Raw genomic sequence first — 16,143 nt, 5'->3', positions numbered from 1 at the left:
GACCATTAATTTAGATTACTCTAGAGCGATCGCCCAATTCATGATTTGGTCTTAACTTAGCGTGACGCAAGCAGGATAACATTTTTGTATACAGCAGCAAATGAATAGCAAATTGAAGTTAAACACGCTCTTATGTAGCACTCTGATTTTACTTGCCTTACTGCTGCGCGTTGGCTGCGCGTTGGCTTTTCCCAATATTTTTTGGGCGGATGAAATATTCCAGACTCAAGAACCCGCACACCGCCTCGCTTTTGGTCATGGGATAATTACCTGGGAATATAGAGATGGTATCAGATCGTGGATTTTTCCTGCCCTGTTAGCAGCGATTATGCGCCTGACTGCTTGGCTGGGAGATGGTTCTACAGGTTATGTGACTGGCGTAAATATTTGTTTGTCTGTGCTGTCGTTAACGACGATAGTTGTTGCTTTTCTTTGGGGACATCGCACAGGGGGTTTATTAACGGCTGTTATCACGGCGGGTATTTGCAGCGTTTGGTATGAGTTTGTTTACTTTGCACCCAAGGCTTTTAATGAGGTAGTAGCCACTCATCTTTTTCTCCCAGGCGTTTACCTTGGCGTTCATGGAAAGTGGTTTCAGCCTCGAATTCGTCTATTTTTAGCAGGTTGTTTGTGTGGGTGCGCTTTAGGTTTACGAATTCAATTACTACCTGCTGTAGCTGTTGCATTGTTATATATTTGTTGGCGCAAAGATTGGCAAGAAAGAACTATTACTATGATGGCTGGTATTATCGGCCCTTTACTGATTTTTGGGCTGGTGGATGCATTTACTTGGTCTTACCCTTTTCAATCTTTTTGGAAACATTTTTGGATTAATATTATTGAAAAAAGAAGCCATATTTATGGGGTTTCTCCTTGGTATGAATATTTCGTATTCATGTTGAAAAGCTGGTCTTTTTTTATTGTACCGATCGCACTTTTAGCAATTATCGGTAGTTTTCAGAGTCCAATTTTGGCATGGTTAGCGATCGCAGTTATCTTAATTCACAGTCTCCCAGCACATAAAGAATACCGTTTTATTTATACCGCCTTGCCGTTAATCTTGATGTTAGCTGGCTTAGGAACCTCACAGATAGTCAAATTCTGGCTGTTAAAATGGCGATCGCATCAGGCAAAATTCGTAGCAGTATCGTTATGTTTAATACTTTGGGCTTCCACTTCTGCGGTATTGGCTGGCAGATTTAATCTTTATACAGAATTAAGCTGGCAAATGCTGTGGAACAATCGGGGATGGACGCACTGGAATGCAGAATCTGGTAATTTGCAAGCTTTACAAAAATTAAGTCAGGAAAAAACAGTTTGTGGTGTCGGTCTTTGGGGTATTCATTGGGCATTATCTGGCGGCTATACTTACCTACATCAAGATGTGCCAATGTTTTTGATGGAAAACAACAAGGAATTTGAGACACAGAAACAAAACTTTAATTATCTGGTTGCTAACATCCCCATTCAGCAACCAGGCTATTCATCGCAACAGTGCTGGGGAAATACTTGTATTTATCAGCGAGAAGGTGAATGTCAGCCAGTCAGAAGCGATCGTATTAACCAAGTGATTCAACAAACTGGCGGATAGAGAATAGTATAATTCTTATACCAATTTGAAAAATAATCCGACAGTAGGGGCATGGCAGTGCCATGCCCTCTAGAATATATTGATAAAGAAATGCGATCGCTAGTTTCTCAAATTTGCTTTGATGAAGGATACCTCAGCAATTTATAGTGAGAGTTGTCTGTAAATATTAAACAATTGTGAAAGCGATTACTCTTGTTGGTTCCACCGGCTCTATTGGTACTCAGACTTTAGATATTGTCTCTCAGTACCCGGATCAATTTCGGATTGTTGGATTAGCAGCAGGAAGCAATGTAGAAATGTTGGCTGCTCAAATTCGCCAATTTAGACCGCAAATAGCAGCTATATGTGTAGAAGATAAATTGTCAGCGCTGCAAGAAGCAATCAAAGACCTCGATCCCCAACCAATTCTTCTGGCTGGTGAAGCAGGAGTGATTGAAGTTGCGCGTTATGGTGAAGCGGAAACAGTCGTTACTGGAATCGTTGGTTGTGCGGGATTACTCCCCACCATCGCTGCTATTGAAGCTGGTAAAGATATTGCTTTAGCAAATAAAGAAACTCTCATTGCTGGGGGGCCTGTAGTTTTACCTTTAGTAGAAAAACATGGCGTTAAATTATTACCAGCCGATTCCGAACATTCCGCAATTTTTCAATGTCTCCAAGGTGTACCTAAAGGCGGATTAAGAAAGATTTTGCTAACTGCTTCTGGCGGTGCGTTCCGAGATTGGGAAGTAGAAAGATTAGCAGAAGTTACTGTTGCAGATGCGCTGAAACATCCTAATTGGTCGATGGGGCGTAAAATTACTGTAGATTCTGCAACTTTAATGAATAAGGGTTTGGAAGTAATTGAAGCGCATTTTCTCTTTGGTATGGATTATGACAAAATTGAGATTGTTATCCATCCCCAAAGTATTATTCATTCCTTAATTGAATTGCAAGATACGTCAGTTTTAGCTCAACTCGGCTGGCCGGATATGCGCTTACCTTTGTTATATGCTTTATCTTGGCCCGATCGCATTTACACCGACTGGGAACGCTTAGATTTAGTTAAAGCTGGTAATTTAACCTTCCGCGAACCAGACCATAAAAAGTATCCTTGTATGCAACTAGCTTATGCAGCCGGTCGTGCTGGCGGTTCTATGCCTGCTGTATTAAATGCTGCCAACGAGCAAGCAGTGGCTTTATTTTTAGAAGAAAAAATTCGCTTTTTAGATATTCCCCGTTGTATTGAATGGGTGTGCGATCGCCATCAAAATGATAATTTACAAAATCCCTCTTTAGATGACATTTTGACAGCCGATAAATGGGCAAGACAAGAAGTTTTAAAAGCAACTGAAAATCTCGCCAGTTCTGCCAAAGTAATTTCCTTGAGATAGTTAAATAAACCCAACAAATATTGGCTTTTGTTGGGTTTTAATTTGATGACAAATGATTGTTGACTGTTGACTGTTGACTGGGCAGCACTGCGATGCCCTGAGCCTGTCGAAGGGAGCCTGTCGAAGGGAGCCTGTCGTTCGCGTAGCGTCCTGCAGGGAAGTGTTGACTATTAACTATTGACCTTTTTGCAAAACTTCCTGAAGCATCGGCGCAAGGTCTTTACTTAATCGACCAGATTTAACAAATTCTGCATAAGTATCTGCCTCAATCGCAAAAAGTTCTTCGCGAAACTGTTCTAATGTAAAGTCTTGCAGATTTGGATACTCCTTTTGTAATTTTTCTATGTCTATTTGTAAATTTGCCATTTCACCTTTAATTAGTGCTTCTTGATAACGGTAAAATTCGAGATTGATACCAGGACGGCTATCTGTTTGCAAGTGTTGCAGTACTCGTTCTAAAGCTATATAACGGGCAGTCAATTCTAAATAGCGATCGCGTAAAGAAGCATCGCCTAAAAGATTCAGTTTTTGCAGCAAAGGTTTAATAGTTAATCCTTGGAATAACAAAGTAAATAAAACCACGCCAAAAACTGTAGCAATGATTTTTTCCCGTTCTGGTAGTATTATCGGTACGCTCAACGCCAAAGCAATAGAAACTGAACCACGCAATCCACCCCACCACAAAATAGTTTGGTCAGGTAAAGAAATTTCTGAATTAGTTAACTTAATACTTAAATTGCTAAGTAGATAAATCGCAATTAAGCGCATGAAAATCATCGCTACTACTGTAATAGCAATGATGTGTAAATTTTCTGCTAAACCTGTAAAGTGAATTTGGTCACCAATCAACAAAAAGACGATTGAATTTACAAAAAAAGCTAAAAATTCCCAAAACTCAGAAACTATAATTCTGGTGCGGGGATTCATACCAATCCGAGAACCAAAGTTACCTAAAATCAAACCTGTGGTGACAACTCCAATCACTCCCGAACCACCCAAATCTTCTGTAATTAGGTAAGTACCGTAAGCTGAAACTAAGGTGAGAGATTGTTCTACCATTGGTAAATCGAAGCGTTGGGTGAGGTAGGAAATCCCAAAACCAATTAAACCTCCCACCGCTACACCAATACCGACAACTGTCAACAGTTGCAACAAAATTGGCTGGAGTTCTAATTGAACATTTCCTAAAGGTAAGGCAACTAAAACACCAAAGGCAACCACTGCCATACCATCATTAAATAAGCTTTCACCTTCCATCAAGGTGACAAGCCTGCTACCTACGCCTAATTCTCGAAACAAAGCAGTCACAGAAACCGGATCAGTAGCTGATAAACTTGCGCCTATGAGCAAAGCTGTAGTTAATGAAAGTCCAGCAAATTGACTCAAACCTATTACCACTCCAACAATAGAAATAACTACTCCCAATACCGCATACAAGCAAATTGGTAGAAAATCCCGCTTCAAGTCCAACCATTTCAAATTCCATGCGGCTTCAAATAATAAGGGTGGTAAAAAAATTAACAAAATTAATTCTGGCGACAGATTGACTAAGCGAATATCAACAAATGCCAAACCTAATCCAACAATTACGAGGAGTAAAGTATAAGGAATATGGCGGAACCAACTAAATATTTGTGGTAAAGTTGCTACCCCTAAAGAGACTGAAAGTACTAAGAGAAATTGCTTTATATTAGCCGCAATGACTTCTTCCGCAATTGCTGGTTCAAGCATGATAAAGAGAATCCTGTTAAGGTCTTGTACTTACTCTGCATCTGACTATTTCCAGATGACATCAGCCAAATATAGGATTTTAATTAACCAATAGGCCAAAATTAAGTCAAAATTCACAAATCAAGGAGGATGGTCTTGGGTAATAACATTCGAGACCGCTTTAAAAATTTCCGTCGCCGAGGATCTCAACCAGAGCAAATCCAACAAATACAAACAGATTTGCTGGCGGAATCGACCTTAGACCCATCCTATATAACTTTAATCGTGGGTTCCTGTGCGATCGCTACTTTTGGTTTATTGTCTAACAGTAGTGCGGTAATTATCGGTGCCATGATTATTGCACCCCTAATGTTACCTATCCGGGGGTTAGCCTATGGCGCTTTGGAAGGGAATGTAATTCTGTTCCGCAAAGGGATTATTGCGGTGGTAGTAGGTACAATCCTGGCTGTAGTCATGGCTTATAGCTTGGGGATGTTGGTGGCTATACCTAGCTACGGTAGTGAAGTGCTAGCTCGTTCCAGACCGACACTATTAGATTTGGGAATTGCGGTGGCAGCAGGTGGTATCAGTGGCTACGCTAAAGTTCAGCCAAAAATTTCTGGTAGTGTGGCGGGAACTGCGATCGCAGTGGCGCTCATGCCTCCCATCTGTGTGATTGGTTTAGGCTTGGCGCAAGGAAATTGGTCATTAAGTATCGGGGCGACCCTGCTTTATTTGACTAACTTACTGGGCATTACCTTATCCTGTATGCTCACATTCTTGGTAGCAGGATACACATCTTTATCACGGGCACATCGCCCCCTACTTTGGACATTGGCTTTAACCGCAGTCTTGCTCATTCCTTTGGGTGTCAGCTTTGCTCGACTGGTACGACAAGGGCAATTAGAAATGAGCTTACGTAGCGCATTATTGAATCGAACTGTCACCTTTCAACGCTTACGCTTAATCAACAGTAATACCAACTGGTTAGCAAATCCGCCAGAAGTCCGTTTGATTGTCCGCGCCCAGGAACCAGTCACGCCCCGACAAGTGCAGTTATTAGAAAACTTTATTGAGAGTCAAATGGGACAACGCTTCACCTTAATTTTTGAAGTAGGTCAAGTAGAAGAAATTCGCTCTCAAGATGATCAATCTCAATAATTGGCACAATCAGCCGTCAATTACTGATCTTGAGGGCTAATCTATTCCCTTTTCCTTAATCAAACCCATCAATTTCCGCTTACGCCCATGCTCTTGGATTAACTTGGCTTTATAACTATCCCAATCTGCTTTCCGTCCCGCTTCTAAATAAGCAGCACGGGCTTTTTTTAACCATTCAACTGCCGTATTATAATATTCTGCTTTCCCCGCTTCCATAATTAATTCGGCGCGGTGACGAGCATTAGCAATCACCCAACCTGGCTTTTGGGAAATTGCCACATCCATGACACGATAAATTAAATCGGCATGGTAGGAACCCATTTCGTTGACAATGGCGATCGCATCTTCAATTAAGCCTTCTTGTAAAAATATATCTACTTTGGCTGCTTCTGTTCCCCAACCGCCAAAGGTGCGGAGAATTTGCAATAGATCTGGTTTGACAATCGCCCATTCTTCCCCAGCTAATTCGGCGATTTTTTGATAGCTAACCAATGATGGTTGAATGTGAAAAGCAGCTATCAGTGCAGATAAAGCAGCTGGTTGATTATTTAATTCTATTGCTAAATCAGTTGTCCATATTGCTAGGTCGTACTGACAATTTCCTGGTAAATTTAAGCCAATTTGAGCAATTTCTAATGCCTCTAACCATGAATTTTGCTCTTTGAGGGTTTTTCCTAAAGCAAAGGCTTCTTCCATTGTATTCATCTGAGATTGAGCAGCGATTATAGCTTCGTCTACTCTGCCCAAACGTCCCAGCATGGTTAAATATTGTTCGGTTTGTCCTTCGGCTGCGGCTAAATATAAGTATTCTTGATAACGTTCTTGTCGTTCGAGAATTTTCAGGCGAATTAAGGCTAAATCATCGGCGTAGTCGGGGATATCATCTTCCCATACTCCCATTTCTGGGATATCACCTTGCAATACTTGCACTAACAGTGGGTAATCCCAACCTTGACGTAAAGCTTCGGAAGCAAGGCCAAAATCAGCATCCCACTGATCTTGCCATGTTTCCAAATTAACTTGTAAATCAACTTTTTCTTCTGGGGTAAGTTCCGCTGTGAGAATAGCTTCGCACCAAGCTGCATTTAATTCTGGAAGAATTTCATCATGATCGGAACCATAATCAGCCACATCATCCCAATTGTCCACACAACTAGAAGTAATCGCTGCTAAAATTGCGATCGCATTTTTCCCATCCCCTTGGGCGCACAAATCTACCGCCGCTTGCACGAGATTGAGTATTTCTTCAGTAATCGCATCGTCATCATCACCATCTTCCCAAGCACGCACAGCATCGCGGAGAATTTGGCGCACTCTTTGGGCAAAGGGTTTAGAATCGAGACTATAGTGGCGTAAAGGTTTGACGTTGTCATGTTTGACAGGAGTATAAGTAATCCAGTTGACATGGCGATCGATAGCCTCAATCAATCTGGGATATTCCACTACCAACTGCTGTACTAACCTTTGGGTTTGCTGATGATCCAGACGATTCAGAAGTTCTTCTAAAGTAGGACGTTCCTCTATCATTTCTGGCTGACGCATACAAACCAGCATGGTAGCCACAATATGTTTACACCAGCCATCGCCATCAAAAGGACAACTACATTTAACTGAGGTTAATCCCCCACTATTAAAACTCAGTCCAACTTGATAAGGATGAGGCTCATTACCATCTACTTCCGCTTGCAGTAGATTACCGCGTTGAGTCAGAGATAGCACCGCATCCGCCTCATAGTAAGCCTCACCTCGTTGAAACGATTTGGCGCTAGCATTCCGGCGGATTGTAAATTCACTTAACTTAGGAATTAACATCTGAAGGTGGGGGATGAGGGAGCAGAGGGAGCAGAGGGAGCAGAGGGGACAAGGAATTTTAGATTTTGGATTTTGGATTTTAGATTGGGATCCAAAATTGTTTCCAATGCCCCATGCCTCATGCCCAATGCCCCATTTAAGTATAAAATACAGCGAGTATACAAGTTTGAATAGGATACTGAAGATATTCAGTCCCTTTGCCTGCTAGCGTAAATCATAATTTGAAATTAGCAACTCCCGAACCTCAAGGGGGGTTGCACTGATTGCTAGTCAAGTTGAGAATAAATAGGCGGAGCACACGGGGAAACTAACGTGAGTCAGGGATACGATTACGATTTAGTCATTATAGGCGCTGGTGTAGGTGGACATGGAGCAGCCCTACACGCCGTAAGTTGCGGCTTGAAAACAGCGATTGTGGAAGCAGCTGATATGGGGGGAACCTGTGTTAACCGGGGCTGTATTCCCTCGAAAGCGCTGTTGGCAGCTTCGGGACGTGTGCGGGAGTTACGGAATACCCACCATCTCAAGTCCTTAGGAATTCAAATTGGGAATGTGGAGTTCGATCGCCAAGCGATCGCTAATCATGCTACCAATCTTGTAAATAAAATCCAAGGCGATTTAACCAATAGCCTCAAGCGTCTAGGTGTTGATATCATCAGAGGTTGGGCAAAGTTAGCCGGTACGCAAAAGGTAACTATTACTAGTGATAGTGGTGACAAAACTATCACCGCCAAAGACATTATTTTGTCTCCTGGTTCAGTGCCTTTTGTTCCTCCAGGTATTGAAGTAGATGGCAAAACTGTATTTACTAGCGACCAAGGTGTCAAGTTAGAATCGCTACCTAATTGGGTAGCAATTATTGGCAGTGGTTACATTGGTTTAGAATTCTCGGATATTTACTCGGCTTTAGGCTGCGAAATCACGATGATTGAAGCCCTGGATCAATTAATGCCAGGATTTGACCGCGATATCGCCAAACTAGCCGAACGGGTGTTGATTACCCCCCGCGATATTGAAACAAAAGTTGGTATCTACGCCAAACGAGTCATCCCTGGTTCGCCAGTGGTCATTGAGTTAGCTGATTTTAAAACCAAAGAAGATTTAGAAGTAATTGAGGTAGATGCTTGTCTAGTCGCCACTGGACGCATCCCAGCTACCAAAAATCTCGGTTTAGAATCTGTGGGTGTAGAACTCGACCGCCGCAATTTCATCCCAGTCAATGACAGCATGGCGGTATTATCTGGTGGAGAAGTTGTTCCTCATCTTTGGGCAATTGGCGATGCTAACGGCAAAATGATGCTAGCTCATGCTGCATCTGCCCAAGGTATTGTTGCTGTCGAAAATATCGTTGGTAGACCGCGTGAGGTAGATTATCTCAGCATTCCCGCAGCTGCCTTTACCCATCCAGAAGTAAGCTATGTCGGCTTAACAGAAACAGCCGCCAAAGAACTAGGTGCAGCGAAAGGTTTTGAAATAGCTACGAGCAAGAGTTATTTCAAAGGGAATTCTAAAGCCTTGGCAGAAAACGAAGCCGACGGGATTGCCAAGGTGATATATCGCAAAGATACCGGAGAAGTCTTAGGCGTCCACATTTTTGGACTACACGCCTCAGACATCATCCATGAAGCCTCAGCCGCCATTGCTCAACGCCAATCGGTAAACACCCTCGCTCATTTAGTACACGCCCATCCTACACTTTCCGAAGTCCTGGATGAAGCTTATAAGAGAGCGATCGTTCATTAATTTTTGTTCTTTGTCATTTGTCCTTGGTAAATTCACAGGGACAAATGATTAATGACCACTGACCACTGACCACTGACCACTGACTATTATGCAAATCCGTCGTGTCGCACCGAGTAAACCTGTTTCTATTTCCTATTTAAGTTATCAGGTGGCCGTTCCAGGCGCAGAGCCAAATAATATTTTGGAAGAAATTGTCTGGCATAAAGAAATAGAAGTTGAGAAAATGCGCGAAAGAGTGCCTTTAAGGGAATTGCAAAAGCAAGTACTCACCGCTGCACCTACCTGTGATTTTGTGGGGGCGTTAAAACAAGGGAAGACAAAACCAGCGTTAATTGCGGAAGTAAAAAAAGCTTCACCAAGTAAGGGGGTTTTACGGGAAGATTTTGACCCAATTGCGATCGCGCTTTCTTATCAACAAGGTGGTGCTAGTTGCTTGTCTGTACTTACAGATGAGAAATTCTTTCAAGGCAGTTTTGATAATTTAGCCAAGGTTCGTAGCGTCGTAGACTTACCATTATTGTGTAAAGATTTTATCATCTATCCCTATCAGATGTATTTGGCACGGATTCGAGGGGCAGATGCAGTTTTATTGATCGCCGCTATACTTAGCGACCAATATTTGCATTACTTCGTCAAAATTGCCAATTCTCTGAAAATGGCAGCTTTAATTGAAGTTCATAGTCTCGAAGAACTTGACCGTGTGTTAGCCTTAGATGGCGTAACTTTAGTAGGAATTAACAATCGCAATTTAGAAGATTTTTCTGTAGACCTACAAACCACTTGTCAATTACTCGCAACCAGAGGTCAGCAGTTGCAAGCACGGAACATCTTAGTTGTCAGTGAGTCAGGATTACATACAGCAGAGGATTTGAATTTAGTATCAACCGCAGGTGCATCCGCCGTACTCATCGGTGAGTCTTTGGTCAAACAACCAGATCCACAGTTAGCTATTACCAATCTCTTTGCTAAATCTTTATAGCTTTTATCACTTAATCTATCTCAGGGTTTAGCAAATACTGGTTGCATATGTAACAATTTAATTAATGCCAAAAATCTTCGCTTCTCCCAAAATCCCCTATTTGAAAAAGCAAATTAACTTCATGGAGCAAATTCCTCTGCCTTCACCTATCCACTACGAACTCATACTGCAACTTTTAGAAAGACAAACAATGTCAGCAGTAAGTCAAAACCCGGATTTGCGTCATCAGGTGAATCAGCTAATTATTACTCTGCGTAAAGCAGCTGTCCAACAAAAGCACCTGGAAGAGATTTGCCAGTTTTCTTCTGTACCGATTGACTATCGTTGGTCAATCAACCACCAAACAGAAAAAGCTGTTGCTCCCGAATAAAACTCTGGATATCTTCCCCCACTGTATTCTTCACCTGAATACAGTTATCTTTGCATACAAAATATATCTATAGCAAAAGACAGGAGGCAGAAGGTAGAAGGTAAAAACTATTGCTATTGTTAGCATTCAAGTTTTCAAAATGTCCTAATATATTGGACTACAGCTATATTTCTCAAAATATCAAAATAATTCTCAGTCAATATGTAGAGTAAAAATTGTTATCTAAGCTACAATTTCATGACTTAAAATCTGTAACGAATCAAAAAAGCGAGTTGAAAAGTCAACTCGCTTTTTTGATTTTAATTTCCACAAATAGGCAATATAAGAATTCGTTTCCCGATCTATAAGCTGTGGTAACAGACATAGCGGATTTGACATATCTCAATTCTCCTAAACGAGCCGTTCATAATCTATGCTGTCTCCAACCAATCATAAATTTGTTCCAGTTGCTCAAGAGTAATCAAACCATACTGCCAAAGAATCATTGGCAAAGGGCCTGGATCTTGCTCACGATGTCGTAAGGCTACAGCTAAAGAAGCCGTAGAAATTGCCAAATCTTCTTGCAAAAAATGAATCAGTCGAGAATACTTCGATGGTGACATTTGTATCTCACCTCCTTGTGCAGAGTGTATTGTCATATATCAGTTCACCAATTCTCCGTAACCAGTAGCCAGTATCTTATCTGTCACTATGACATTAATACTGAAATGCCACAGCAAATTTTGTCTAAATTTACTTTAAAGAAATTGCCCTGATACTAGGAATGTGAAATTTTAAACTTCCAGTCTACTTGCTTGATATATGCTGAAGTAGCACTTTCTCAGGTCAAATCAGTTTTAATTTTAGTCAAGGTAGTATCTTATTTTTTAATTACACATGGAGTAACAAAAATTCCTTAGCTTATAATCTCTGATCTGCGACTATTTACACTTGCACCAAAAGGAAGATCTTTGAAGTATAAACCTGAAAGCTCTGATTCTATCCTGGAGACATAAGGTTTCCCGATGTTTGGCGATATTTTCAATAGTCTCTTTTTGAGAGCATATTATACTATAGGACGTAATATTTTTTACATTTCCAATCTTTATTAAGATTTCATAATCGGTTAAAAAAGTCACTAATTATATGTAACTAAGTAATAATCCGGTTACAGAGGATTAATTTTGATACGATCGCCAACTCTTAATCCCAATTCTGAGCTTCTGCCAGAGCGTAGTTCAATTACGGTATCAATAGGTGTATCTGGGCCATAAGTAGGGCAAGGATCGCCTGTACAAGGAGGAGCAGAAATTTGGATATATTTAACAACGCCATTGTGCAGAAAAATCATATCTAAGGGAATGAGAGTATTCTTCATCCAGAAGCGAGCTGGCTGTGGTGAGGGAAATTTGAACAACATCCCCTGGTTATCTGGTAAAGATGTCCGATTCATCAAGCCTATCTCTTGCTGCTTGGGTGTCTGTGCCACTTCTAACTGAATCTTGGTGCCATTGGGAACAATAGCTTCAGCGGAAAGCGGCAGTCTTTGCCCAGCAGCTACTGGTGTTAAAGTTTGAGATCCGGATGTATTAGTAGGTGGTTTAGCTGTAGTTGGTGGAGAACAACCCATGAGCAACACACTCAGTAAAATTGAAAATAAACTTAGTCCGCGCAACATAAAGTTACCAATTTTGTGATTTGGATTTCGATTGTACTGTGAAAATGGGGTATTGGGCATTGGGCATTGAGTTAATAGTCAAAACATTTCGATTAGCTCAATAATCACAGTCAACAGTCAACAGTCAGCTTCCTCATCTTCAATTTCAATCAACAATCCCACCTTGTTTAAGGGTGGGACTGTCACATAATTGGGCTGTAATCTTGGTGAATCCTGAGATTTTAAGATTCTCTTAATACGTAACCTACGCCACGTACTGTTTGAATTAGCCGTTTTTGCCCTTCTTCTTCAATTTTCAGGCGCAGGTAGCGAATATAGACTTCTATGACGTTTGACTCGCCCATAAAGTCGTAACCCCAAACATTTTCCAGAATTTGTTCCCGGGTTAATACTTCCCGGGGATGTTCCATTAAGAACTTGAGAAGTTCAAATTCTTTCATGGTTAAGTCAATGATGCGTCCGTTGTAGATGGCGCGACGGGTACCTATATCTAAAACCAATTCTCCAAAGCGTAACTGTTCTGTGGTGTCTACATCGGGTTTTAAATAGAGACGAATTAGCTTTAAAAAGTCTTCTGAACGGTAAGGCTTAAGAATATAGTCATCAGCTCCAGCTTCTAAACAAGCGACGCGATCGTCAACTGTATCTCTTGCCATGAGTACTAGTACAGGGGAGCACATACCAGCATTTCTGAGATTTTTACACAGTGAAAGTCCTGATTCGCCTGCTAACATCCGATCGAGCACAATTAAAGCTGGTTGGCGATCGCGACTGTATTGTAAACCACTAATGGCATCATGGGCCAAAATCGAATCGTAGCCCGCCTCTTGTAAATCAAAAGAAAGCTGGTTAGCTAGGCTTTCATCGGTTTCAATGACTAAAACACAAGGACTATGAGCAGATGTCATATAAATATTGCAACGTTGAATTATGAATAATGAATTATGAATAATGAATTCTCAATAAATTTGGTACATACCTCTATTATTAATAGGCACAAAAGCGGAAAGCTAATGGCACTTTCCGTAACTGCTACACCTAATTATCTATACACAGACAATATGGCGAAGAATTCTGATTCTTGTTCCCTAAATTTATTTTTTAGGTAATTTCATCATTCATAATTCACCATTCATAATTCAAATCTGGAAGGAAATCACCAAAAAAAATCACAAGCCACAAGCCATAAGTCAGTTTTGGACTAATGACCAATGAATAAGCGCAAAGTCTGAGCGCCGGAAGCCGGCGATCAGAATTTTGTAAGAATGACTAATGACTATCTAAGGTAATTCTACCGAAGTGGGTTTGGCAATATGGGGTAAACCCCAACCCAACTTTTCTCGTAAAATCCGAAAGAATTCTGGTGGTTGGAGGCGAATAAATCGGACACTATATTGCGATCGCTCTAAATGTACCCGATCCTCTGGGAAAACATAACATCCTCCATTACCATCTACGACCATTACCAGCCGGGGTATATTGACTGGGTAGATGTTGACTGGTTCGGTGTCGGGAAACACTAAAGCCCTAGAAGCTAGGGAATGGGGACAAATGGGTACAAGTTGCAACACGGGTACGCCAGGAGTGACGACTGGGCCACCAGCACTTAAAGAATAAGCGGTAGAACCAGTAGGTGTGGAAACAATTACACCATCCGCAGCAATGTCAACCGGTGCATGACGCCCTACGGCAATTTCAAAATGGCACATAGAGGTCAATGGTTCTCGATGAAGTACCATTTCATTGAGACAGAGTGCTTCCCAAAGCACCGACTCTCCCCGTAGCACTTTGACGGTGAGCATGGCTCGCTCTTCAATTTCATACTTACCCGTCATCACCTGTTCGATTGCTTGCGGCAGTTGATTGAGGTAAGCTTCCGTCAAAAAGCCCATGTGACCGGTATTCACCGTTAACAGGGGAATTCCACAGGGGGCTACTTGGCGAGACGCGGCTAAAACAGTTCCGTCTCCTCCTAAAACCACAGCAAATTCCATCTCGGAGTCAAACCCTGGTGGTGTAAGACCGTTGAGTGGGGTGTGACATACAGGACTTTCTGGATTAGAGTAGCCCAATATGCCACCGATACTAGTTGTGACGCATACATTCCAACCGGCAGCGGTTAGCTGGTCTTTGAGTTCGATAGCGATGCGACTCGCTATCGGTTTAAGGTCATTGTAGATAATGCCTGCTTTCGGCACATTCAAATATCCAAGTTTAGGCGACGCTCTGTATTATGCTAATCCTTACACATTTTTGACAACGTAGTCATGTGTTTGGAGTCAAAAGTCCAAAGTCAAGAGTCAATAGTCAAAACTATTGACCAAAGACCGGGGGACAAGAGAGACAAGGGGGATATGGGGAGTGTGGGGAGTTTTTCTTCCCAATGCCCAATGCCCAATGCCCATTGACTATTGACCATTAACCCCTGATTCTTGACTATTAATTTTCGCAGGCTGTTTAAATGGTGATTTTTTATTAGACTTTTGCTTTTTGGTTTTATTTTTTTCGTAGTCTAGCTCTTTAAGTTTTTTCATAATTCGGCTGAAGTACTCTTGCAGGTAGCTTTCTAGGGTAGTGGTTTGTTGAGGATCTAACCCGAAAACTTGGTATACCTCATCCATTGAGGCATTTAAGGGTTTACCGCTGGCTAATACTTCTGTAAATGCTAGTCTGTCGGCTACATTCCATCCCCATTGGAAAAATCTCAGGAAACGCCGCACAGCCCGTAGTAAATTGATTGGCATCCGGGTGATTCTTGCTTCTTTGCCAGAGAGGCGTTCGCAGACTCTAATGATTTCTTCTGCACTCCAAGCACGAGTACCGACTACGGGGAAGGTTTGCTTTTGGGTTTCTGCTACATTCAATGCCTTAATGGCAAATTTAGCAATGTCCAGAGTATCCATGTAAGCTACGGGTGAAGATTCACCAGTTACCCACACCGGTTGATTTTCTAAAATCGGAATTCCATATTGACCGATTAACCCTTGCATAAAGCCAGCTAGGCGTAAGATGGTGTAGTTTAAACCAGACTCTGCTAAAAACAGTTCTGTACACCGCTTAATTTCCATTAAGGGTACTTCGGGATATTTATCGGCTTCTAGTATGGAAAAGAAAATAAAGCGCTCTACACCAGCCGCCTTGGCTGCTTGAATTAAGTTGACTTTGCCATCCCAATCCACTTGTTTGATGCTCAGTGAATCTGTGGGGCGAGATGTCGCTGCATCAATTACTGCGGTGACTCCTTCGAGTGCTCCTGTTAGGGTTTGCGGGTAACATAAATCTCCTAATACGAGTTCTGCACCCCATTCTTTGAGAAAAGCCGCTTTTTTAGTACTCCGGACAAGACAGCGTACCTTATACCCCTCATCGATAGCACGACGAGCCACTTGTCTTCCTAAGGTGCCAGTGGCACCGACGATTAATAATGTCATGAGGGTTGTAACAATTTTTTAATTTATATGACAGAAATTTTAACAGAATCATCAACTAAACAAAAGTTTACATTTATTTTCAGAATTAATACAAGTTTACTTGTAAAAAAAGCTTTGTCCGAAAACCGGACAAGCTATGTCGCCAGAGAGATGACAGGCTCTGGCTGCTGAAAATTTTATTAGTTAGCAGAGTTATTCTTCTTCTGCACCCTGAATTTTCAGTAATAAAGCACCTATGGCCCAACCCACGAAGATTAAACTGAAGGCCAACAAAGCTGTATTCAAAATTTCGCCACCCATTGGTGTGATTCTCCTT

14 protein-coding genes are annotated in these 16,143 nt (G+C 41.6%); 6 read left to right on the top strand and 8 right to left on the bottom strand.

What is annotated here, in order from left to right; all coding sequences use genetic code 11:
* Window positions 1-100: 100 nt before the first annotated feature.
* The gene (locus H6G41_RS01055; RefSeq protein ID WP_190742782.1) at window positions 101-1,591 is read left to right on the top strand and encodes a mannosyltransferase; all 1,491 of its coding nucleotides are present in this window, start codon (window positions 101-103) and stop codon (window positions 1,589-1,591) included.
* A gap of 176 nt (window positions 1,592-1,767) precedes the next feature.
* The gene (gene dxr, locus H6G41_RS01050) at window positions 1,768-2,964 is read left to right on the top strand and encodes a 1-deoxy-D-xylulose-5-phosphate reductoisomerase (protein WP_190630206.1); all 1,197 of its coding nucleotides are present in this window, start codon (window positions 1,768-1,770) and stop codon (window positions 2,962-2,964) included.
* A 174-nt stretch (window positions 2,965-3,138) separates the two neighbouring features.
* On the opposite strand, the gene H6G41_RS01045 is transcribed toward dxr, so the two are convergent.
* Window positions 3,139-4,698: a cation:proton antiporter gene (locus tag H6G41_RS01045; protein WP_190742887.1), complete on the bottom strand. Its 1,560-nt coding sequence runs from the start codon at window positions 4,696-4,698 to the stop codon at window positions 3,139-3,141.
* 126 nt (window positions 4,699-4,824) lie between these two features.
* Between H6G41_RS01045 and H6G41_RS01040 the strand changes: the two genes are divergently transcribed.
* A complete protein-coding gene (locus tag H6G41_RS01040) occupies window positions 4,825-5,835 on the top strand; it encodes a DUF389 domain-containing protein (RefSeq protein ID WP_374939401.1) in 1,011 nt (336 codons plus the stop codon).
* 36 nt (window positions 5,836-5,871) lie between these two features.
* Here H6G41_RS01040 and H6G41_RS01035 read toward each other — a convergent pair whose 3' ends face one another.
* Window positions 5,872-7,647, bottom strand: a complete 1,776-nt coding sequence (locus H6G41_RS01035; protein ID WP_190742778.1) for an SWIM zinc finger domain-containing protein — start codon at window positions 7,645-7,647, stop codon at window positions 5,872-5,874.
* Between the two features lie 312 nt (window positions 7,648-7,959).
* On the opposite strand from H6G41_RS01035, the gene lpdA reads away from it, so the two are divergent.
* The 3 genes from lpdA to H6G41_RS01020 all read left to right on the top strand — a co-directional run bounded on the left by lpdA (window position 7,960) and on the right by H6G41_RS01020 (window position 10,739).
* Entirely contained in the window at window positions 7,960-9,390 is a 1,431-nt protein-coding gene (gene lpdA, locus H6G41_RS01030) for a dihydrolipoyl dehydrogenase (protein ID WP_190742776.1), read from the top strand.
* 88 nt (window positions 9,391-9,478) lie between these two features.
* On the top strand, window positions 9,479-10,369 hold the full coding sequence (gene trpC / locus H6G41_RS01025) for an indole-3-glycerol phosphate synthase TrpC (protein ID WP_190742774.1): 891 nt from the start codon (window positions 9,479-9,481) through the stop codon (window positions 10,367-10,369).
* A gap of 121 nt (window positions 10,370-10,490) precedes the next feature.
* Entirely contained in the window at window positions 10,491-10,739 is a 249-nt protein-coding gene (locus tag H6G41_RS01020; protein ID WP_096645299.1) for a DUF5340 domain-containing protein, read from the top strand.
* Window positions 10,740-11,149: 410 nt separating this feature from the next.
* Here H6G41_RS01020 and H6G41_RS01015 read toward each other — a convergent pair whose 3' ends face one another.
* From H6G41_RS01015 to H6G41_RS00990, 6 genes are all read right to left on the bottom strand, one after another.
* Window positions 11,150-11,377 (bottom strand): DUF2949 domain-containing protein, encoded by a 228-nt coding sequence (locus H6G41_RS01015; protein ID WP_073640658.1) that lies wholly within the window; start codon window positions 11,375-11,377, stop codon window positions 11,150-11,152.
* 509 nt (window positions 11,378-11,886) lie between these two features.
* A complete protein-coding gene (locus tag H6G41_RS01010) occupies window positions 11,887-12,396 on the bottom strand; it encodes a DUF192 domain-containing protein (RefSeq protein WP_190742885.1) in 510 nt (169 codons plus the stop codon).
* A gap of 221 nt (window positions 12,397-12,617) precedes the next feature.
* The gene (nblR, locus tag H6G41_RS01005; protein ID WP_190742772.1) at window positions 12,618-13,304 is read right to left on the bottom strand and encodes a response regulator transcription factor NblR; all 687 of its coding nucleotides are present in this window, start codon (window positions 13,302-13,304) and stop codon (window positions 12,618-12,620) included.
* A 372-nt stretch (window positions 13,305-13,676) separates the two neighbouring features.
* Window positions 13,677-14,594, bottom strand: a complete 918-nt coding sequence (locus tag H6G41_RS01000; RefSeq protein ID WP_190742771.1) for an NAD(+) kinase — start codon at window positions 14,592-14,594, stop codon at window positions 13,677-13,679.
* A 210-nt stretch (window positions 14,595-14,804) separates the two neighbouring features.
* Complete coding sequence (locus tag H6G41_RS00995; RefSeq protein WP_190742769.1) at window positions 14,805-15,827, bottom strand: SDR family oxidoreductase; 1,023 nt, start codon at window positions 15,825-15,827, stop codon at window positions 14,805-14,807.
* A 192-nt stretch (window positions 15,828-16,019) separates the two neighbouring features.
* Complete coding sequence (locus H6G41_RS00990) at window positions 16,020-16,127, bottom strand: PetM family cytochrome b6-f complex subunit 7 (protein WP_190742767.1); 108 nt, start codon at window positions 16,125-16,127, stop codon at window positions 16,020-16,022.
* Window positions 16,128-16,143 lie beyond the last annotated feature (16 nt).

The sequence above is a fragment of the Tolypothrix sp. FACHB-123 genome (assembly GCF_014697075.1).
Taxonomy (GTDB): domain Bacteria; phylum Cyanobacteriota; class Cyanobacteriia; order Cyanobacteriales; family Nostocaceae; genus Aulosira.
The sequence above is the reverse complement of the archived record's forward strand: the minus strand, read 5'-3'. Positions and strand labels throughout refer to the sequence as shown.